The sequence below is a fragment of the Cellulomonas endometrii genome, assembly GCF_949769265.1.
In the GTDB taxonomy this organism is placed as follows: domain Bacteria; phylum Actinomycetota; class Actinomycetes; order Actinomycetales; family Cellulomonadaceae; genus Cellulomonas; species Cellulomonas endometrii.
Genome location: NZ_CATKPC010000004.1, coordinates 152,155 through 171,378, shown reverse-complemented (window position 1 = coordinate 171,378; position 19,224 = coordinate 152,155). Strand labels below are relative to the sequence as shown.

The 19,224-nt window shown below is 75.7% G+C and carries 16 protein-coding genes; 10 read left to right on the top strand and 6 right to left on the bottom strand.

Annotated features, from left to right (window positions below):
• Positions 1-25 precede the first annotated feature (25 nt).
• Positions 26-1,222 carry a phosphoglycerate dehydrogenase gene (serA, locus tag QNH85_RS06700; RefSeq protein WP_282945429.1) on the bottom strand — a complete coding sequence of 399 codons (1,197 nt, stop codon included), beginning with the start codon at positions 1,220-1,222 and terminating at the stop codon, positions 26-28.
• A 57-nt stretch (positions 1,223-1,279) separates the two neighbouring features.
• Complete coding sequence (locus tag QNH85_RS06695; protein ID WP_282945428.1) at positions 1,280-3,523, bottom strand: HelD family protein; 2,244 nt, start codon at positions 3,521-3,523, stop codon at positions 1,280-1,282.
• A gap of 241 nt (positions 3,524-3,764) precedes the next feature.
• Between QNH85_RS06695 and QNH85_RS06690 the strand changes: the two genes are divergently transcribed.
• The 3 genes from QNH85_RS06690 to QNH85_RS06680 all read left to right on the top strand — a co-directional run bounded on the left by QNH85_RS06690 (position 3,765) and on the right by QNH85_RS06680 (position 6,604).
• Positions 3,765-4,700: a proteasome assembly chaperone family protein gene (locus QNH85_RS06690; protein WP_213280915.1), complete on the top strand. Its 936-nt coding sequence runs from the start codon at positions 3,765-3,767 to the stop codon at positions 4,698-4,700.
• A gap of 57 nt (positions 4,701-4,757) precedes the next feature.
• Positions 4,758-6,062: an MFS transporter gene (locus QNH85_RS06685; protein WP_282945427.1), complete on the top strand. Its 1,305-nt coding sequence runs from the start codon at positions 4,758-4,760 to the stop codon at positions 6,060-6,062.
• Between the two features lie 338 nt (positions 6,063-6,400).
• Positions 6,401-6,604 carry a cold-shock protein gene (locus QNH85_RS06680; protein ID WP_154731012.1) on the top strand — a complete coding sequence of 68 codons (204 nt, stop codon included), beginning with the start codon at positions 6,401-6,403 and terminating at the stop codon, positions 6,602-6,604.
• Positions 6,605-6,763: 159 nt separating this feature from the next.
• Here the strand turns inward: QNH85_RS06680 and QNH85_RS06675 are convergent, their stop codons facing one another.
• Positions 6,764-7,675 carry a spermidine synthase gene (locus QNH85_RS06675; protein WP_282945426.1) on the bottom strand — a complete coding sequence of 304 codons (912 nt, stop codon included), beginning with the start codon at positions 7,673-7,675 and terminating at the stop codon, positions 6,764-6,766.
• 72 nt (positions 7,676-7,747) lie between these two features.
• Here QNH85_RS06675 and QNH85_RS06670 point away from each other — a divergent pair, with 72 nt between their 5' ends.
• The 3 genes from QNH85_RS06670 to QNH85_RS06660 are packed head-to-tail and all read left to right on the top strand — an operon-like array spanning position 7,748 to position 9,967.
• The gene (locus tag QNH85_RS06670) at positions 7,748-8,194 is read left to right on the top strand and encodes an SAV_6107 family HEPN domain-containing protein (protein ID WP_282945425.1); all 447 of its coding nucleotides are present in this window, start codon (positions 7,748-7,750) and stop codon (positions 8,192-8,194) included.
• Complete coding sequence (gene dinB, locus QNH85_RS06665; RefSeq protein WP_282945424.1) at positions 8,191-9,546, top strand: DNA polymerase IV; 1,356 nt, start codon at positions 8,191-8,193, stop codon at positions 9,544-9,546. Before QNH85_RS06670 ends, dinB begins: the two co-directional genes overlap by 4 nt.
• A 37-nt stretch (positions 9,547-9,583) precedes the next feature.
• Positions 9,584-9,967, top strand: a complete 384-nt coding sequence (locus tag QNH85_RS06660) for a DUF3040 domain-containing protein (protein WP_213280922.1) — start codon at positions 9,584-9,586, stop codon at positions 9,965-9,967.
• A 230-nt stretch (positions 9,968-10,197) separates the two neighbouring features.
• Here the strand turns inward: QNH85_RS06660 and QNH85_RS06655 are convergent, their stop codons facing one another.
• The 3 genes from QNH85_RS06655 to QNH85_RS06645 are packed head-to-tail and all read right to left on the bottom strand — an operon-like array spanning position 10,198 to position 14,685.
• The gene (locus QNH85_RS06655; RefSeq protein WP_282945423.1) at positions 10,198-12,447 is read right to left on the bottom strand and encodes a DUF3488 and transglutaminase-like domain-containing protein; all 2,250 of its coding nucleotides are present in this window, start codon (positions 12,445-12,447) and stop codon (positions 10,198-10,200) included.
• A 13-nt stretch (positions 12,448-12,460) separates the two neighbouring features.
• The gene (locus QNH85_RS06650) at positions 12,461-13,654 is read right to left on the bottom strand and encodes a DUF58 domain-containing protein (RefSeq protein WP_282945422.1); all 1,194 of its coding nucleotides are present in this window, start codon (positions 13,652-13,654) and stop codon (positions 12,461-12,463) included.
• A gap of 26 nt (positions 13,655-13,680) precedes the next feature.
• On the bottom strand, positions 13,681-14,685 hold the full coding sequence (locus QNH85_RS06645) for an AAA family ATPase (protein WP_213280926.1): 1,005 nt from the start codon (positions 14,683-14,685) through the stop codon (positions 13,681-13,683).
• Between the two features lie 461 nt (positions 14,686-15,146).
• Between QNH85_RS06645 and mraZ the strand changes: the two genes are divergently transcribed.
• From mraZ to QNH85_RS06625, 4 genes are all read left to right on the top strand, one after another.
• Entirely contained in the window at positions 15,147-15,581 is a 435-nt protein-coding gene (gene mraZ / locus QNH85_RS06640) for a division/cell wall cluster transcriptional repressor MraZ (protein ID WP_249668996.1), read from the top strand.
• A gap of 264 nt (positions 15,582-15,845) precedes the next feature.
• Positions 15,846-16,895, top strand: coding sequence for a 16S rRNA (cytosine(1402)-N(4))-methyltransferase RsmH (gene rsmH / locus QNH85_RS06635; RefSeq protein WP_282945421.1), 1,050 nt, complete (start codon positions 15,846-15,848; stop codon positions 16,893-16,895).
• Positions 16,892-17,311, top strand: a complete 420-nt coding sequence (gene ftsL / locus QNH85_RS06630; protein ID WP_213280929.1) for a cell division protein FtsL — start codon at positions 16,892-16,894, stop codon at positions 17,309-17,311. The genes rsmH and ftsL overlap by 4 nt, the downstream gene beginning before the upstream one ends.
• Complete coding sequence (locus QNH85_RS06625; RefSeq protein ID WP_282945420.1) at positions 17,308-19,194, top strand: peptidoglycan D,D-transpeptidase FtsI family protein; 1,887 nt, start codon at positions 17,308-17,310, stop codon at positions 19,192-19,194. Before ftsL ends, QNH85_RS06625 begins: the two co-directional genes overlap by 4 nt.
• Positions 19,195-19,224 lie beyond the last annotated feature (30 nt).

The window sequence follows — 19,224 nt, the reverse complement described above, 5'->3', positions numbered from 1 at the left end:
TCCCCGACCGTATCGGGCCGGGGCGTCAGGAGACGACGCGCAGGCGGATGGTCTCCGGGCGGGACCGCAGCGCCTCGACGACCTCGCGCTCCACCGAGCCGGCGTCCGTGACCACGTAGCCGACCTCGCCGCGGGTGGCGAGCAGCTGGCCCTCGATGTTCGCGCCGTGCTCCGCGAGCGTCTGGTTGACGGCCGCGAGCACGCCGGGCACGTTGCGGTGCAGGTACGCCAGCCGGTGCACGCCCTCGCGCGGCTCCAGCGTGAGGTTCGGCAGGTTGACGCTGAGCATCGTCGTGCCGGTGCCGAGGTAGTCCCGCAGCTTGTTGGACACGAACTGGCCGATCGCCTCCTGCGCCTCCTCCGTGGAGCCGCCGGTGTGCGGGGTCAGGATCACGTTGGGCAGGCCGCGCAGCTCGGACTCGAACGGGTCGCCCTTGCGCTTCGGCTCGACGGGGAACACGTCGACCGCCGCACCGGCGACGTGGCCGGACAGGACCGCGTCGCGCAGGGCGGCGTAGTCGACCACGAAGCCGCGGGACAGGTTGAGGAAGATCGCGCCCTCCCGCATGCGGGCGAACTGCTTCGCGCCGAACAGCCCGGCGTTGCCGCTGCGGCCGTCGACGTGCAGCGTGACGATGTCGGCCACGTCGAGCAGCTCGTCGAGCGAGTCGGCGCGCCGCGCGTTGCCCAGGGCCAGCTTCTCGGCGGTGTCGTAGAACACGACCGACATGCCCAGGTTCTCGGCCAGCACCGACAGCTGGGTGCCGATGTTGCCGTAGCCGATGATGCCCAGCGTGCGGCCCCGCACCTCGTGCGAGCCCTCGGCCGACTTGTTCCAGACGCCGTCGTGCATCGAGCGGTCGAGCACGGTGAGGCGCCGGGTCAGCGCGATGATGTCGGCGAGCGCGATCTCCACCACCGAGCGGGTGTTGGAGAACGGCGCGTTGAACACCGCGACGCCGCGGGACGCCGCCGCGTGCAGGTCGACCTGGTTGGTCCCGATGCAGTACGCGCCGATCGCGACGAGGTCCGTCGCGGCGTCCAGCACGGCCTCGGTGACCTGCGTCTTGGAGCGGATGCCCAGCAGGTGCACCCCCTGCAGGGCCTCGATCAGCTCGGACTCGTCCAGCGCGCCGGAGCGCGTGACGACCTCGTAGCCGGCCGCCTCCATGATGGCGCGGGCCTGGGGGTGCAGGTTCTCGAGGAGCAGGGCGCGTAGCACGCCCCTATGGTGCGCCTCGCCGCTCCCGGCTCCAAGCCGGTCCCGGTCCTCGGACACTCAGTCCCCGTCCGGCCCGTGCCACCCCGCCGGCAGCGGGCGGGAGTGCACCACGCGCAGCCCCTGCGTCGGGCGGGTCATCGCCACGTACAGGTCACCGGCGCCGCCCTTGAGCACGTCCGCCGGCTCGACCAGCACCACCACGTCGAACTCCAGGCCCTTGCTCTGCGTGGGGGTCATCAGCGTCAGCGGCGCGTCGAGGTCCGGCGCCCCGGCGCGGGTGGCGCCGGCCCCGGGCAGCACCGCGGCCAGCACGCGCACCGACTCGGGGGCCGCGATGACCGCCACGCGCCCGGCGCCGTTCGCGTCCCGCACCTCCGCGAGGGCCTCCTCCGCGACCCGTGCCACCGTCTCCGCGACCTGCGCGGCGTCGACGCTCTCGGTGCGCAGCGCGTCCTCGACGTCCCGCGCGGAGGTCGTCGGGCTCAGGGGCAGCCCCGCCGCGCGCCCGACGCGCTCGGCCGTCCGGGCCACCGACGCCGGCGTGCGGTAGTTGACGGTCAGCTCCGCGAGCCGCCACCCGCCCGCGAGCACGCGGTCGAACGTGGCCGCCCAGTCCCGCGTCCCGGCGGCCGTCGAGGTCTGCGCGACGTCGCCGACGACCGTCAGCGAGCGGGTCGGGACCCGGCGCAGCACCATCCGCCACGCCATGGGGGACAGCTCCTGGGCCTCGTCGACGACCACGTGGCCGTACGTCCACGTGCGATCGGCTGCGGCGCGCTCGGCGGTCGTCAGGGCGGGTCCGCTGGACGCGAACCGGTCGGCCAGCAGCTCGGCGGACACCAGGCCGCCCCCGGACTGCTGGAGCACCTGGCGCGCGTAGTCGAGCTCCTGCGCGCGCTGCGTCGCGTCGTGCTTGGCCTGCGCCCGCGCGGCCTGGTCGTCCTCGCCGAGGAGCTCGGCCGCCTCGTCCAGGAGGGGCACGTCCGCCGCGGTCCACGGCGCGTCGGCGTCGCGCAGCAGGGCCGCGCGCTCGTGGGCGGAGAGCTCGGGCGCCGCCGCGTCCAGCCGGGCCGGCCGGGACAGGAGCGCCGCCACCAGGCCCTGCGCCGTCAGCGGCATCCACGCGAGGTTCAGCGCGACGCGGATCTCCCGGGTCGTGCGCAGCTCCTCGATGATCTCGCCGCGCTCGTCCGGCGCGACCGACCAGCCGAGCTGGCTGACGTACTGCTCGGCGAGCCGACCCAGCATGTCGCGCACGAACGTCACGCGCGCCTGGTTGTGCGGCCGGTGCCCGCGGCGGGCGTGGGCGATCGCCGACCGGACGTCGTTCGGGCGCACCACGATCGTGCGGCCGTCGATCTTCACGGTCGTCGGCTGCTCCGGCACCCGCTGCCGCTGGCGCACGGCCCGCTCGATGATCCGGCGCCACACCAGGCGGCCCTTGATCTCGGCGACGACGTCGTCCTCCTCGCCGGAGGCCACGAGGCCCGGGAACAGCTCGCCCACCGTCGTCGACACGACGCCGGTCTCGCCGAGCGAGGGCAGCACCTGGTCGATGTACCGCAGGAACGTCCGGCTGGGCCCGAGCAGCAGCACGCCGGAGCGCTCCAGCGTCCGGCGGTGCGCGTAGAGCAGGTAGGCCGCGCGGTGCAGCGCCACGGCCGTCTTCCCGGTGCCCGGGCCGCCCTGGACGATCAGCGCGCCCGCGAGCTCCGCGCGGATGATCGCGTCCTGCTCCGCCTGGATCGTCGCGACGATGTCGCCCATCCGGCCGGTGCGCCGCGCCGCCAGCGCCGCCAGCAGCGCGCCCTCACCCGACAGCTCGCCGAGCTGGTCGGCCGCGTCGCCGTCCGCCAGCGCGTCCAGGTCCAGGACCTCGTCCTCGAGCCCGGTCACCCGGCGTCCGCGCGTCACCAGGTGCCGGCGCTGCAGCACGCCGTCGGGCTGCGCGGACGTGGCCCGGTAGAACGACTGGGCCGCGGGCGCGCGCCAGTCGGTCAGCAGCGACGCGTGCTCGGCGTCGTTCAGCCCGATGCGGCCGATGTACCGGCGCCCGCCCTCCGACAGGTCGAGCCGCCCGAACGCGAGGCGGTCCTCGACGGCCTCGAGCCGGGCCAGCCGGTCCTCGTAGAGCGTCGCGAACGCGTCCCGCTCGGAGCGGTTCTGCGGGGAGCCGGACGGGCCGACCCGGCGCACCTCCGCCAGGCGCTCGCGGGTCTGCTCCCGCAGCTCGTCGAGCCGCGCGTACAGCCGGTCCACGACCTGCTGCTCGGCGGCCAGCTGCGCCTCGATCCCGCTCACGCCTGCTCCCGTCGGTCGTCCTGCCGCGCGTGTCCGCCGGGGTGCACCCGGCGCGAGCGGCCGTCCATTATCCGCCATCGCCGGCGTGCCGTGTCACGCACGTCCGCGTCCGGCCACCCGTCCGGCCGCACCTGCGAGGACGCGTGTCCGGACGCGGGAAGAGGTGGGTGGCCCGCGGTGTTGTGATCCTCGGAACGCCGTCGCAGCGACGGCACAGCTCTTCGCGACACCAGGAGGACCCATGCTGGACCCGAGCGAGATCTACGCCGTCGACCCGGTCGTGGCCGCCGAGGTCGAGGCGCGGGCCGCGGGAGGCAGCGGGCCGGTGCTCGTGCACGCGGTGCGGGGCTTCGTCGACGCCGGCGGCGCCGGGCGGCTCGCCGCCGAGCACCTGACCGAGCAGCTGTCGAGCGAGCGGCTCGCGACCTTCGACGTCGACCAGCTGCTCGACTACCGCTCCCGGCGCCCCACCGTCACGTTCGACTCCGACCACTGGGGCGAGTACGACGAGCCGGAGCTCGCGATCGACCTCGTGCGCGACACGTCCGGGGTCCCGTTCCTGCTCCTGCACGGCGTCGAGCCCGACGTGCAGTGGGAGCGGTTCGCCGCGGCGGTGCGCCAGATCGTCGAGCGGTTCGACGTCCCCCTGACGGTCGGCATGCACGGGATACCCATGGGCATCCCGCACACCCGGCCGCTCTCGGTCACCGCCCACGCGAACCGCCCGGAGCTGGTCGCCGACTACACGTCCTGGTTCGGGACCGTGCAGGTGCCGGCCGACGCCGGCTCGCTCCTGGAGATCCGGCTCGGCCAGTCCGGGCACGACGCCATGGGGTTCGCGGTGCACGTCCCGCACTACCTCGCGCAGTCGCCGTACCCGCAGGCGAGCATCACCGGCCTCGAGCACGTGCAGCGCGCCGCGGGGCTGGAGCTCGACCTGGGCGAGCTGGCGTCCGCCGCCGAGGAGACGCTGCTGGAGGTCGAGCGGCAGGTCGAGGACTCGCCCGAGGTCGCCGCCGTCGTGCACGCGCTCGAGCAGCAGTACGACGCGTTCAGCCGGAACATCGGCCGGCCCAGCCTGCTGGCCGAGACCTCCGAGATCCCTACCGCGGACCAGCTCGGCGAGGAGTTCGAGCGGTTCCTCGCGGAGCAGGGCGGCGAGAACCCGGGGCGCTGACCCCCGCACGACGACCGCGCACGGGCGCGGCGGTCCGGCACGGCAGAATGGCTGCACGTGACCTCCGACCGCCGCGCTCTGCTCGTCTGGTCCGTCGGCGTCGGCGCCTACGTCGTCGCCATCATGAACCGGTCGTCGTTCGGCGTCGCGACGCTGGAGGTCACCGAGCGGTTCGGCATCTCGTCCGCGCTGCTCGCCACCGTCGCCGTCGCGCAGCTGGTGGTGTACGCGCTGCTGCAGGTGCCCGTCGGCGTGCTGCTCGACCGGTACGGCCCGCGCGTGCTCGTCGCGACCGGCGCGCTGGGCATGGCGCTCGGCCAGACGGTCCTGGCGCTCGCGCCGTCCGCGACCTGGGTGCTCGCCGGCCGGGTGCTGGTCGGGGCCGGTGACGCGCTGACGTTCGTCTCGGTCGTCCGGCTGGTGCCGGCGTGGTTCGCGGTCCGGCGGGTCCCGCTGATGACGCAGCTCACCGGGTCGGTCGGCCAGGTCGGGCAGGTGCTGTCGGCGGTCCCGGTCGTGGCGCTGCTGCACGCCGAGGGCTGGCGGACGACGTTCCTGTCGGTGGCGGCGGTCGGCGTCGTCGCGGCGGTGGCCGTGCTCGCGGTCGTGCGGGACGCGCCGGAACCGCCGCAGGTCGCGGACGCCGGCCGGTCGGCCCGCGGGCGCCGCGTGGGCCTGCTGCGGCGGCGCGTCGGCCCGGCGCGGGTGCGCCCGCCCCGGGAGCCGCGGGCGCTGCGGGCGGTCCTGCGGGACCCCGGCGCCTGGCTCGGGTTCTGGATGCACCTGTCCGGGCAGTTCAGCAACCACGTCGTCGTGCTCCTGTGGGGGTTCGCGTTCTTCGTCGAGGGGCAGGGGCGCACCGCGGGGGAGGCCAGCGCGCTCCTGACGCTCAACGTGGTCGCGGCGGTCGTCGCCGGGCCGGTCGTCGGCGTGGTCGTCGGCCGTCACCCGTCGGCGCGGACGCCGCTCGCGCTCGGCACCTCCGTCGCGATCGGGCTCGCGTGGCTCGCCGTCACGGTGCCCGACGTCCCGGTGCCGGCGGGCGTGCTGGCGCTGTTCGTCGTCGTGGTCGGCGTCGGCGGGCCGACGTCGCTCGTGGCGTTCGACGTGGCGCGGTCGTGCACCCCGCCGCAGCGGCTCGGGACGGCGACCGGGTTCGTCAACACCGGCGGCTTCGTGGGTGCGCTCGTGACCATGCTCGTCGTGGGCGTGGTGCTCGACCGCGTCGGGGGCGGCGCGCGCGACCTCGACGCGTTCCGGGCCGCGTTCGCGTGGGTGGCCGTGCCGTGGGCCGTCGGCGTGGTCGGCATGCTGGTCGGCCGCCGCCGGGCCCGCCGGGCCCACCCGGGGCTCGTGGTCTGACGCGGGGGCGGTGCGCGTCTCGGCTCCCGGCGCTGCCTGTCGCCGCCCGACGTGGCCCGTGGTCGTCCTGTGACCGTTCCGTGACCGGATCGTTGTCGGGGAGCCGGATCCCGGGCGGGAAGAACCATGGCGCGCCGATGACCTGCGTGAGAAGATCGCCGTGTTGCAGTGACGTACTGACGCTTGACCGGCGCCGGCGGGAACCCCTCGGGGAGAGCCCGGCGGCACCTTCCAGCCATCCGGCTGGTGCACCCGGTGCAGGACGCGGGATAGGCATTGCGGCACGGTCCGGGGCACGGGGCCCCGCATCGTCACCGGATGGACAGAAGGACAAGAACATGGCACAGGGTGCTGTCAAGTGGTTCAACGCTGAGAAGGGCTACGGGTTCATCGCCCAGGACGGCGGCGGCGCCGACGTCTTCGTCCACTACTCGGCCATCGACTCCTCGGGCTACCGCAGCCTCGAGGAGGGTCAGCGCGTCGAGTTCGAGATCACGCAGGGCCCCAAGGGCCCGCAGGCCGAGCAGGTCCGCCCGCTCTGATCCGACGGACGCGCCCGTCACCGACGGGCTCTCCGTGACGAGGCCGCATCCCTTCGGGGGTGCGGCCTCGTCCGCGTCCGGGGTCGCCGCCGCCGCTCGTCCCCGGTGCCGGTCGCGCTCGGTGCCGGTCGCGCCCGGTGCCGGTCGCGCCCGGTGCCGCTAGCCCGCGTCGACGTCGCCGTCGGGCTCCACCTCGGGCGCCGCGTCGCGCAGGGGCGGGGTCCGGCCGACGAACGCGCGCAGCTCGTCACCGGCCAGCAGCCGGGCCGGCACGGGCAGCGACCGCAGCGCCCGGGCCAGCGGGGCGCTCGCGAGCACGTCCGGGTCGTCGGTGCCGACCACGAGCAGGTTGCCGTACCGGCGGCCGCGCAGCAGCGCCGGCTCCGACACCACGCCCACGTGGGCGAACACCGTCGCGACGGTCGCCGCCTCCGCGCGCGCCAGGGCGAGCGGGGGCCGGTCGGCGCAGTTCGCGAGGTAGACGCCGCCGGGCCGCAGCACCCGCGCGACGTCCCGGACGAACTCCTCGGTCGTGACGTGCGGGGGCGTGCGGTCACCGGCGAACACGTCCCGCAGCACGGCGTCGGCGCTGGAGCCCGGCAGCGTGGCGAGCTCCGCCCGCGCCTCGCCCGCGCGCAGCCGCAGGGCGGGCGAGCGGGGCAGGTCGAACCACTCCCGCACCAGCGAGACCAGCACCGGGTCCAGGTCGACGGCGACCTGGCGGGCGCCGGGGAACCGGGAGTGCGCCCAGCGGGCCATCGCGCAGCCGGCAGCGCCCAGGTGCACGGCGCGGAACGGGCCGTCGGCCGGCGGCAGGTGGTCGAGGACGGCCGCCATCTGCTGCATGTACTCGAAGTCGAGCCGCTCGGGGTCCGCGAGGTCGAGGTGCGAGCTCGGCACGCCGTTGACCAGGAGCGTGACGGCGTCCGGGTCGTCCGGGGAGGTCTGGACCTCGGCGGTGCCCGTCGCGATCGGGACCGGCCCCTCGGGCCACGCGGGCGTCCGGCGCGCAGCGGCCCGTGTCGGTGGTCGGTGGGAGGCTGGCCTGCCGGATCGGTCACGGGACGCCATCGCCCCACCGTACGGGTTGACGCGTTCGAACAGGTGTTCGATACTGGGGAAGTCGAGAGAGGGAGGTGCGCGATGCCGGTCAACACCCTTCGTGCCCCGCGGAGCGCCGCACCGGGGCTGTCCGGCCGCGCGGCGGAGCTGCTGCAGCGTGCGGACGCCGAGCTGGTCGCGGCGCAGTTCTCCCCGGAGCCCTGGGAGCAGTTCACGCACGCCCACCTCGCCGCGCTGCGGGCCGGTGCCGCGGTGCTGGCCGAGCGGCAGCCGCTGTCCGGCCGGCGCGCCCCGCGGACGGTCTGGGAGCTGCTGGACCAGGTCGCGCCGGAGCTCGGTCGCTGGTCCAGCTACTTCGCAGGCGGCGCCGGACTGCGCGCCGCGATCGACGCCGGCCGGTTCGACGCGGTGAGCGCGGCGCGCGCCGAGCAGGTGCTGTGCCACGCGGAGGACTTCCTGGACATCGTGCGCCAGGAGCTCGAGGCCGCGGGCATGGCCGGCGGCATCGGCGAGGCGCGCGCCGGATGAGCAGAGGCCCCCGCTCGCAGGAGGCGCGGCGGGACTGGGGCGCCGAGGAGGACGGGTGCTCGATCCTGCACGTGGACATGGACGCCTTCTTCGCGTCCGTGGAGCTCGCGCGGCGCCCCCACCTCCGCGGCAAGCCGGTGATCGTGGGCGGCTCGGAGCGGTCGGTCGTGCTCGCGGCGACCTACGAGGCCCGGGCGTTCGGCGTGCACTCGGCGATGCCGATGTCGGCCGCGCGCCGCATGTGCCCGCAGGCCGTCGTCGTCCCGCCCGACCACCACGCGTACGACGAGGTCTCGCGCAGCGTGATGAGCATCCTGCGCGACGTCACCTCCCTGGTCGAGCAGGTGAGCGTGGACGAGGCGTTCCTCGACGTGAGCGGTGCGCGCCGGCGCCTCGGCAGCCCGACCCGGATCGCCGCGCTCGTCCGGGAGCGCGTGCAGGCGGAGCACGACATCACCTGCTCGGTGGGGGTCGCGGCCACGAAGTTCGTCGCGAAGCTCGCCTCCGGGCACGCGAAGCCGGACGGCGTGCTGCTCATCCCCAAGGACGCGACCGTGTCCTTCCTGCGGGTGCTGCCCGTCGGTGCCCTGTGGGGCGTGGGGGAGCGCACAGCGGCCTCGCTCGAGCGCTGGGGCATCCGGACCGTCGCCGAGCTGGCGGACAGCGACGTCGGCACCGTGCAGCGGGCGGTCGGCCGCGTGGCGGGCGCGCATCTGTACGACCTGGCGTGGGGCCGGGACCCGCGGCCCGTCACGCCCGGCCGTGAGGAGAAGAGCGTCGGCGCGGAGGAGACCTTCGCGGTCGACGTCCGCGACATGCGCGTCGTGGAGAGCAAGGCGCTCGAGCTCGCCGACCGGTGCGCCGGCCGGCTGCGCGCGCAGGGGCTCGCGACCCGGACGGTGTCGGTGAAGGTGCGGACCTCCGACTTCCGGACGCTCACCCGCTCGCGGACGCTGCCGCAGCCGTCGGACGTCGGGCGGGAGATCTACCTCGCGGCGAGGGAGCTGCTCGCCGCGGCGGACCTCGGCGGCCTCCCCGTGCGGCTCGTCGGCGTGCGTGCGGAGGGGCTGGTCCCGGCCGCGGACGCCGTGCGGCAGCCGACGCTCGAGGAGGCGGTGGCGGAGAACGTCGACGCCCGCCGCGACGCCGAGCGGGCGATGGATCTGGTGCGCGAGCGGTTCGGCCGGTCGGCCATCGGCGCGGGCACCCCCGCGGTCGGGCGGACCGTGCGGCGGGGCGACCCGCGGCAGCCCGGAGACACCGGCGAGGCGCCGTTGCAGCCCGAGCGCCCGATGTCACTCGGGACGGGTGAGGCGCCGACTACCGACTTCCGCGAACGCCATCTATCCTGAGGCGAAGAAGTCCCGACGGCGGAGCACGGGGGTCGGAATGCCTCTCTCCGAGTACGAACAACGTGTACTGGAGCAGATGGAGCGTCAGCTCACGTCTGACGATCCCCGGCTCGCGAACACGCTCACCTCGCGTGGTCGACGGCCGGTCCTGCGGTATGTCCTCGGCGGCATCGGTGCCGTCGTCGGCCTGCTGCTGCTCGTGGGCGGCGCCGCGTCGTCCGAGGTGTGGCTCGGGGTCCTGGGCTTCGTCGTCATGTTCGCCTCCGTCGCGATCGCGTTCACGCGTCCGCGTCGGGCCGGTGGACCTGTCGGTGTCGTCCGTCCCGACGGCACCGCGACGCGGCCGGCGCCCCCGAAGAAGAAGAGCTTCATGAACCGCATGGAGGACCGCTGGGACCGGCGTCGGGAGCAGGGGCGCTGACCCCTTCCCCGCTGGGCTGAGCGGCCGCCAGGCGGCACCGGCTCGGACGATCACGCGCGCCCGGACCCGGCCATGCGACCGATCGGCGCCGCTCGGCCCGCGACGGCCGCGACCGGCGGACGTCCGCAGTCGGCCGAGGTCGGCACCTCGTGGCCGACGTCGGCAGCTCCCGGTGCCGACCTGGGCCGCGGAGTGCCGATCTCGGCGAAACGACGTCGGCGCGGTGCGCGTCACGCCTGCGCGGGGAGCGCCTCCGGCGACTCGCCCCGGGTGGACGTGCTCACGTCGGTCAGCACCGTCGCGATCCACTCCTGCAGCTCCGCCGGCTCGTGGGCGTCCGGGTCGGGGGCGTACCGGTCGCGCTCCACGGCGCGGGCCAGCGCGGTGAGCGCCCGGTCGCCGTCGGGGGAGAGCGGGCGCCCGCGGCGCGCCAGCACCTGGTCCCGCACGGAGGCCGCGGCCTGCCGCGGGGTGTGCGCGTCGGACCAGGTGATCCCGGCGCGCTGCAACCGGTCGCGCAGGCGCCGCCACGCGAGCTCGGGGGTCAGCCGGTGCGCGGGGCCGCGGCGCCGCCGCAGCGCGAGCGCCCCGAGGGCCGCGGCGACGCCGGCGACCAGGAGTGCGACGACGACGAACGGCGCCCGTGAGGCGTCGTCGGTGGTGCCGCCGGGCAGGCCGCTCCCCGAGCTGCCGGGCGCGGTGCTGGCCCCGGCGGAGGGCACGGCGTTCGGCAGGGGGACGGCGGCGCTGGGCGAGGACGACGGCGCCGTGGCGCTGTACGGGTTGCTCCACGCGGGCGGCGGGCCGGTCTGCACGGCGGGGGTCGGCTCGAAGCGCACCCAGCCGGTGCCGGGGAAGTACAGCTCGGGCCAGGCGTGCGCGTCGGCCCCCGTCACCCGGTACACCTGGTCGGAGCCGATGTCGCCGGGCAGGAACCCGACCCCGAGCCGGGCGGGGATGCCGAGCGTGCGGGCCAGGACGGTCATCGCGGTGGCGTACTGCACGCAGTACCCGCGCCGGCTCTCCAGGAAGTCCCAGACGGCGTCGTCGGTGGTCGCGGCGTCGACGGAGGTGTCGTAGCGGAACCGCGTGCCGTCCCGGAAGTACGTCTGGAGCGCGAGCGCCTGGTCGTAGGCGGTCTCTGCGCCCGAGGTGACCTCGGCGGCGAGGGCGCGCAGGTCGTCCTCGTGCTCGGTCCCGGGCACGTCGAGGTATCCGTCGACGTCGTCGGGCAGGTCGCCGGTCGAGGTGCGGAGCAGCTCGGGGCTGAGGTCCGGCACCTCGACGAGCATCTGGTACGTCGTGCCGACCTCGGTGCGGTCCCGGCCGACGACCTCGTCGCGGGCCGGGTCGTAGCTCCAGGCACCGTCGATGTCGACCGTGCGCGGGAACGTGCTGACGGGCAGCCGCTGCTCCCGCAGGGCGCCGACCTCGACCCGCACGTCGGCCAGGGTGCCTCGCCCGGCGTCGGGCGCGGCGCCGACCAGCTCCGGGTCGGAGGACAGGAGCCGCTCCGGGTCCCACTCGGCGAGCTGCGCCTCGGGGTCGCGCTGCCAGGTGCGGCCGTCGAAGTCGCGGAGCGTGAACGACCGCAGCGGGCCGACGAGCGACGCCGTCGCGGCGGGCGCGTCGCTCTCGTCGTCGTCCGAGCGCACGCCGTCGACGGTGTAGCGGAGGACCACCTGCGACGACTGCTCCCGCAGGCTGTCCCGCAGGTCCAGGTCGTCGGCCAGCCGGACCGGGCCGACGGCGCCCGTGCCGACGTCCGGCAGCTCCAGCCACGACCACGCGGGCACCGCGGCGACGACCGGGCCGGCGGCCAGGGTGACCACGACCAGCCCGGCGGCGCCGGTGACCACGACCGCCGCCCGGCGTGTGCCGCGCTCCCGGCTCACGGGCACCTGCGCGAGCGCGAGCAGCAGGAGGTACAGGAAGCCGGTCGCCGCCAGCGCCCACGTGCTGCCGGGGAACCCGAGGACGACCGCGGGGGTCCACACCGCGAGGTACGCAAGCCCGGCGAGCGCGGGCATGCCGCAGCCCACGGCGAGCAGGTCGGCCGCGAGGAACACGAGCAGCGCCGCGCCGACGAGGACGAGCTCGACCGGCGGCCACACCGGCATGGGCACCACGGACGTCTCGATGAGCTGCGTGGCCTGGCCGAACAGCTGGCCGGCGCGCTCGACGGTCCCGGGGCCGGGGAGCAGCGGGTTCGACCCGGGTGGCGTCGCGTACCAGGCGAGCAGCCCGTACGCGCCGGCGACGAGCCCCGCGAGGGACGGCAGCCACGTCGACCGGGTGATGCTGCGGACGCCGCCGACGACGGCGGCCGTCCCGGCGACGGCGAGGGCGGCGTGCCAGGACCAGGAGCCGCCGGCGAGCAGGCCGGAGAGCGCGCCCAGCGCCGTGCAGGTGGCGAGGGCGACCAGGGCGGTGGCGGCCGGGGACCGCCACCCGCTGCGCAGCGCCGTGCCCCCGGTCATCGCCCGCCCCCGGTCATCGCGTGCTCCCGGTCAGCCGCCACCAGGTCTCGGCGAGGTCCTCGCCCGGGACGGCCTGGACCACCCGCCAGCCGGCCCGGCGCAGGGAGCGGGCCGTCGCGACGGCGTGCTCGTCGTGCTCGCCCCCGCGGACGACGGCCCAGGCCGGGCGGGTCTGGCTGACGCCTGCCAGGGCGGCGCGCCCGGCGGGGCCCTGCGCGCCGAGGACCGCGACGACGAGGCCGAAGCCGCCGTCGGCGTCGTCGAGCCCCCGGATCTCCGCGAGCAGCGCCCGTTCGGCGGTGGCGGCGTCGGGCCGGCCGCCCAGGTCAACGGTCGCCTCCAGGAGCTGCGCGCGCCCGGGGGCCTCCATGCGCACCGCGCGCGGGTCGTCCATGGCGGCGCCCGTGAGCAGGTGCGTCGGGTGGCCCGCGGCGTGCAGCGCGACCGCGACCGACGCGGCCAGCGAGATGCTCCACTCCAGCGCGTCGCCGGGGGCCGGCTGGTCCAGCAGCACGGTGACGGGGCGCATGCCCGCGCGCTCGTCCGAGCGCACGACGAGCTCGCCCCGCCGCGCGCTGCTGGGCCAGTGCACCCGGCGCAGGTCGTCGCCCATCCGGTAGTCGCGCAGCGCGGCGTCGTCGGCCGCGGGGGACCGGGCGCCGACCACCGACCGCTCGGGCTCGGCGACCAGCAGCTCGCGGGGCACCGGCAGGTCCACCACGGTCGGCCAGACGGTGACGGTCTCGCGGTCGCCCAGCGTCGCCTGCACCCGCGCGACGCCGAAGGGGTCGGTGCGGGACACCACGAGGGGGCCGAGCGCCCACCGGCCGCGGCGGGTGGCCAGCACGGGGTAGCGGAGCCGGACGGCCCGCGGCTCGCGGGCGACGGTGGCGCGCAGCGGCCGGCCCCCGGACAGCTCGACGGCCGCCTGCTCGCGCAGGCGCAGGTCGGTGAGCCGGGCCCGGGAGGCGCCGCGGGCCAGCGCGACCTCGACCTCGACGTCGGCGGTGCGGCCGACGTGCACCGGGTCGGGCCGCACGGAGCGGCGCGTCTGCAGCCCGCGCCCGCGGCCGGGGTCGACGACGCCGACGCCGATCAGCCCGAGGACCACCAGCAGCACGGGCAGCGTGCCGATGGTGAGGAGGTCGGTGGACCCGAACGCGGTCCCGGCGGCGCCCACGACGAGGCCGAGGACCACGAGGCCCACGCCGCGGCGGGTCGGGCGGAGCCGCATCAGCCCGCGGCGGTCCGGTCGCGGACCGCCGTGCGCACCGGGGCGGGGACGCCGGTGCGCGCGACGAGGTCGCCGATCACGTCCTGCGCGGTGCGCCCGGACAGGCGGGACTCCGCGCTGAGGATCACGCGGTGCGCCAGCACCGGCTCCGCCAGCTGCTGGACGTCGTCCGGGAGCACGTGGTCGCGGCCGCCGACCGCCGCCAGGCCCTTGGCGGCGCGGAGCAGCTGGATCGCGGCGCGGGGGGAGGCACCGAGGCGCAGGGCCGGGTCCTCGCGGGTGCCGGAGACCAGGTCGACCACGTACTGCTTCACCGCGGGGGACGCGTAGAGCTGCCGGGTGACCGCGATCAGCCGGCCCACCTGGGCGGCGTCGGTGACGGGGGACAGGTGCGCGAGCGGGTCGGACGTCTCCTGGAGGTCCAGCATCGCGAGCTCGGCCTCCTCGCTCGGGTAGCCGACGGTCAGGCGGGCCATGAACCGGTCGCGCTGGGCCTCGGGCAGGGGGTAGGTGCCCTCCATCTCGACCGGGTTCTGGGTCGCGACGACGAGGAACGGGTGCGGCAGGGGGTAGGTCGTGCCGTCGACGGTGACCTGCGCCTCCTGCATCGACTCCAGGAGGGCCGACTGCGTCTTGGGGGAGGCGCGGTTGATCTCGTCCCCGATGACGATGTGCGAGAACACGGGCCCGGGGCGGAACTCGAACTCCTGGGTGGCCGCGCGGTAGATCGTGACGCCGGTGAGGTCGCTCGGCAGCAGGTCCGGCGTGAACTGGACCCGCCCGACGGTGCAGTCGATCGTGCGGGCGAGCGCCTTGGCGAGCGTGGTCTTGCCGACGCCGGGCACGTCCTCGAGGAGCAGGTGCCCCTCGGCGAGCAGCACGGCGACCGTGGTCCGGACCAGCTCGGGCCGGCCGGTGACGACGCGGTCGATCCCCGCGCGCATCCGGTCGGTCACGTCGATGAGCTCGTCCATCTCGGACGTGCCGGGCAGTGCTCGCGGCATGGGACCCCCTCGGTCGGCTGGGGGAAGCCTAAGCGGCCGGGCCGCTGCGTGGGGGGTGCTCCGGTTCCCTCCCTCCTCCACATCCCCCCACCCGGCCGGTGCGGGGCCGCTCCACGGTGCTCCACGGCACTCCCGGCTCGGGGCAGGGCGCAGGTGCGTCCTGGCCGGAAACCGCTGGTGACCTGCGCCGATGCGCTGGCTGCGGCGATTCGCCCCGCCGCGAACCACGGTCGCGCGGTGGCGCCAGCGCCGTCCGGTCCGCCCCGCGTCCTCCACCCCGCTCCACCGCTGCTGACCTGGGCGGACGCCTCAGAATCACCCGCCTGCCGCCGATTCCTCCGTTACAGGTGGAGTGAAGTGGAGTACCGTGGAGCCACAGGGTGCCGAGGGGTGCCCGGGGGCGCGGTCCGGGGGAGGTGGACGTGGGGTTCGAGCAGGCGCTGGCCGGTATCGGCGCCTCTGTGCCCTTCCTCGGGACGCACACACCGAAGCTGGACGACAAGGGGCGGCTGATCCTCCCGGCCAAGTTCCGCCCCCAGCTCGCCCAGGGCCTGGTCATGACCCGGGGCCAGGACCGCTGCCTGTTCCTGCTGCCGCTCGACGAGTTCGCGCGGATGCACGACAAGCTCCGGCAGGCCCCGGTGACGAGCAAGCAGGCGCGGGACTACCTGCGCGTGTTCCTCTCCGGCGCCTCCGACGAGGTGCCCGACAAGCAGGGCCGCATCTCGATCCCGTCGATGCTGCGGACCTACGCCGGCCTGGACCGGGACGTCGCCGTGATCGGCGCCGGCACCCGCGTCGAGGTCTGGGACCTGCAGGCGTGGGAGACGTACCTGGCGCAGCAGGAGGCCGGGTACGCCGAGACCGCCGAGGAGGTCTTCCCCGGCGCCTTCTGACCGACGCACCGCACCACCCCGGACCACCGCACCACCCGCACCGCCCGCTGGACCCGCACGAGACGCACCACCACCGCCCGGTGAGACCTCCCCCCGGCAGCTCTGACGCACTTCCCCGGCGTCAGAGGGCCGGTGGGGGATCTGGTCGGACGGCGGAGGGGCTGCCCGACCACCCCGGTCCAGCGCGACGAGCACCACGCAGCACCGCACCACGCAGCACCCCACCGCAGCACCCCACCGCAGCACGGCCGAGAGGAGGCCCGCATGACCGAGCGCGACCCCGCGTCCCGGCACACGCCGGTGCTCCTGCAGCGCTGCCTGGACCTGCTGGCCCCGGCGCTCGCGGAGCCCGGCTCGGTGCTGGTCGACGCCACGCTCGGCATGGGCGGGCACACCGAGGGCGTGCTGGCCGCGATGCCGCACGTGCGGGTGGTCGGCATCGACCGCGACCCGGAGGCCCTGCGGCTCGCGTCCGGCCGGCTGGAGCGGTTCGGCGACCGGTTCACCCCGGTGCACGCGGTGTACGACGAGATCCCGGACGTGCTGGACGAGCTGGGGCTGCCCGGCGTGCAGGGCGTGCTGATGGACCTCGGCGTCTCGTCGCTGCAGCTGGACGAGGCGGAGCGCGGCTTCTCCTACGCGCAGGACGCGCCGCTGGACATGCGGATGGACCCGACGCGCGGCCTGACCGCCGCGGAGGTCCTCAACACCTACAGCGAGGCGGACCTCACGCGGGTGCTGCGCGAGTACGGCGAGGAGCGGTTCGCCGGCCGGATCGCCCGCCGCATCGTGCAGGCGCGGGAGAAGGCGCCGGTCGAGCGGTCGGGCGAGCTGGTCGACCTCGTGCGCGCGGGCATCCCGGCGGCGGCGCGGCAGACCGGCGGCAACCCGGCGAAGCGCACGTTCCAGGCCCTGCGCATCGAGGTGAACGACGAGCTGGCGGTGCTGGCGCGCGCGGTGCCGGCGGCGGTCGAGTCGCTGGTGGTCGGCGGCCGCATCGTCGTGGAGGCCTACCAGTCGCTCGAGGACCGCCTGGTGAAGCGGGCGTTCGCCGCGGGGGCCGAGATCAGCGCCCCGCCCGGGCTGCCCGTCGTGCCGGACACCCACGAGCCGTACCTGCGGCTGCTGACGCGGGGCGCGGAGGAGGCCGACGAGGCCGAGCTCGCCCGCAACCCGCGCTCGCAGTCCGTGCGGCTGCGCGGGGCGGAGCGGGTGCGGGCGACGCCCGAGCACCTGCGCCCCGCTGCCCCCGACGACCGACCCCGCGGCGGCCGCAGCACCCGCCCCCGTACCGGACCGAGGAGAACCGCATGAGCGCCGAGCAGGCCGCAGCGCGGGTGCCTGCCCCGCGCGTCCGCCCCCGTCCGTCCGCCGAGCCGGCCCAGGCGCCGGCGCGCCCGCGGCTCCGGCTCGTTCGCCCGCCGGCCCAGGCACGCACGCACGTGCCGTTCGTGGTCACGTGCATGGCGATCCTCGCGGCGGCGCTGCTGTCCGCGCTGCTGCTCAACACCCAGCTCGCGGCGGGCGCCTACGCCACGCGCACCATGGACGTCCGCCTCGCGGAGCTGGCCCGCACGGAGCAGCAGCTCTCGGCCGAGATCGACGCGAACAAGGCCCCCGCGAACCTCGCCCAGCGGGCGCGGGAGCTCGGCATGGAGCCCGCCGGCCCGACGGCCTGGCTGCGGCTGGCCGACGGCACGGTGCAGGGCGGCGCGGGAGCGGGCCAGTGACGGCGCCGACCCGCCGGTCGAGCGGCCCGGCGCGCCCGGCCCGTCCCGGCGGGGCCGTGCGTCCCGCTGCTCGTGCCGCCAGCGCCGTCCCGACGCAGCGCGGCCCGGTCGGCCCCCGCGGCCCCCGGCGTCCCGGCGGCCCGAGCGTCCGGACCCTCAACCGGCGCCGCGGCGTCCTGGTCGTGGTGGTGGCGCTGCTGCTGTCCGTGTTCTCCGGCCGGCTCCTGTGGCTGCAGGGCTTCCAGGGCGACGCGATCGCCGCCGAGGCGCTCGAGGACCGGCTGACGACCGCGCAGATCGTCGCGGCGCGCGGCCAGATCACCGACTCCCAGGGCGAGGTGCTGGCGACCTCGGTGGACCGGTTCGACATCGTCGTCAACCAGAAGCAGGTCGCCACCTGGTCGGCGAAGGTCGACGGCGAGACCTACTCCGGCGCGGCGGGCGCGGCGCAGCTGCTGGCCCCGCTGCTCGGCGTCAACGCCGCGGAGCTGGGCGCGAAGCTGGACGGCGACGCGGGGTGGCGCAAGGTTGCCGACAACGTGCTGCCCGAGGTGTGGCAGGCGGTCAGCGAGCTGCGGATCAACGGCATCAGCGCCGAGCAGGTCGCCCAGCGGATGTACCCGAACGGGAACCTGGCGGGCAACATCCTCGGCTGGGTGAACGGCGAGGGCGTCGGCGCGCAGGGCATCGAGGCGATGCTCGACGAGGAGCTGTCCGGCACGCCCGGCACCACGACGTACGAGCGCGGTCGCGGCGGCCAGCAGATCCCGGGCGGCTACGAGGAGTCCACGCAGGCGACGGACGGACGCAGCGTGCAGCTGACGATCAACGCCGACCTGCAGTGGAAGGCCATGCAGGCGATCGAGGCGCAGGTCGCGGCGACGGGCTCGGACTCGGGCTCGATCGTGGCCCTCGACCCGAAGACGGGCGAGATCCTCGCGATGGCCGAGTCGCGCACCGTCGACCCGAACAACCCCGGCGCCACCACGGACCTGCTGGGCGGGTCCAGCGCGGTGTCCGACGTGTTCGAGCCCGGGTCGACCGCGAAGGTCATCACGATGGCCGCCGCGATCGAGACGGGTCTGGTCGACCCGCTGAGCCAGTTCGAGGTGCCGTACCAGTACACGACGTCGAACAACCAGACGTTCAAGGACTCGCACGAGCACAGCGGCCTGCGGCTGACCACCACCGGCATCCTCGCAGAGTCGTCCAACACCGGCACCGTCATGATCGGCCAGAACATCCCGCAGCAGGTCCGCTACGACTACCTGTCGAAGTTCGGGTTCGGCCAGCGGACGGGCATCGAGCTGCCGAACGAGTCGCCGGGCATCCTCAAGCCGGCGGAGGACTGGGACGGCCGGTCGAAGTACGCCGTGCTGTTCGGGCAGGCCGTGTCGTCCACCGCGCTGCAGGCCACCGACGTGTTCGCGACCATCGCGAACGACGGCGTCCGGATCGCGCCGCACCTCGTCAAGGGCTGGTACGAGCCGGACGGCACGTACACCCCGGCGGCGGCGCCCACGGCCACTCCGGTCGTGTCGCAGACCACCGCGGACACCGTGCTCACGATGATGGAGAGCGCGGTCGACGAGGGCACCGGCTCGTCGGCGAACATCCCGGGCTACCGGGTGGCCGGCAAGACCGGCACCGCGCAGTCGTGGGCGGCGGACGGCTCGCAGGGCATCACCGCGTCCTTCATCGGCGTCGCGCCGGCCGACGACCCGGCGATCGCGCTCAGCGTCGTGCTGCACAACCCGCGGACGTCCGAGTGGGGCGGCACCGTGGCCGCGCCCGTGTTCTCGGAAGTGGCCGGCTACGCCCTCACCGAGCTCGGCGTCGCGCCCAGCGGCACGCCGCCGCAGCTGTTCCCGACCACCTGGTGAGGCACGCGTGAGCACCGTCCGTCACACCGT

Coding starts and splice junctions, on each gene's coding strand:
- rsmH (WP_282945421.1), top strand. CDS start 15,846: ATGACCGAGCGCGACCCCGCGTCCCGGCACACGCCGGTGCTCCTGCAG.
- QNH85_RS06680 (WP_154731012.1), top strand. CDS start 6,401: ATGGCACAGGGTGCTGTCAAGTGGTTCAACGCTGAGAAGGGCTACGGG.
- dinB (WP_282945424.1), top strand. CDS start 8,191: ATGAGCAGAGGCCCCCGCTCGCAGGAGGCGCGGCGGGACTGGGGCGCC.
- QNH85_RS06660 (WP_213280922.1), top strand. CDS start 9,584: ATGCCTCTCTCCGAGTACGAACAACGTGTACTGGAGCAGATGGAGCGT.
- ftsL (WP_213280929.1), top strand. CDS start 16,892: ATGAGCGCCGAGCAGGCCGCAGCGCGGGTGCCTGCCCCGCGCGTCCGC.
- QNH85_RS06675 (WP_282945426.1), bottom strand. CDS start 7,675: ATGGCGTCCCGTGACCGATCCGGCAGGCCAGCCTCCCACCGACCACCG.
- QNH85_RS06645 (WP_213280926.1), bottom strand. CDS start 14,685: ATGCCGCGAGCACTGCCCGGCACGTCCGAGATGGACGAGCTCATCGAC.
- QNH85_RS06655 (WP_282945423.1), bottom strand. CDS start 12,447: ATGACCGGGGGCACGGCGCTGCGCAGCGGGTGGCGGTCCCCGGCCGCC.
- QNH85_RS06690 (WP_213280915.1), top strand. CDS start 3,765: ATGCTGGACCCGAGCGAGATCTACGCCGTCGACCCGGTCGTGGCCGCC.
- QNH85_RS06670 (WP_282945425.1), top strand. CDS start 7,748: ATGCCGGTCAACACCCTTCGTGCCCCGCGGAGCGCCGCACCGGGGCTG.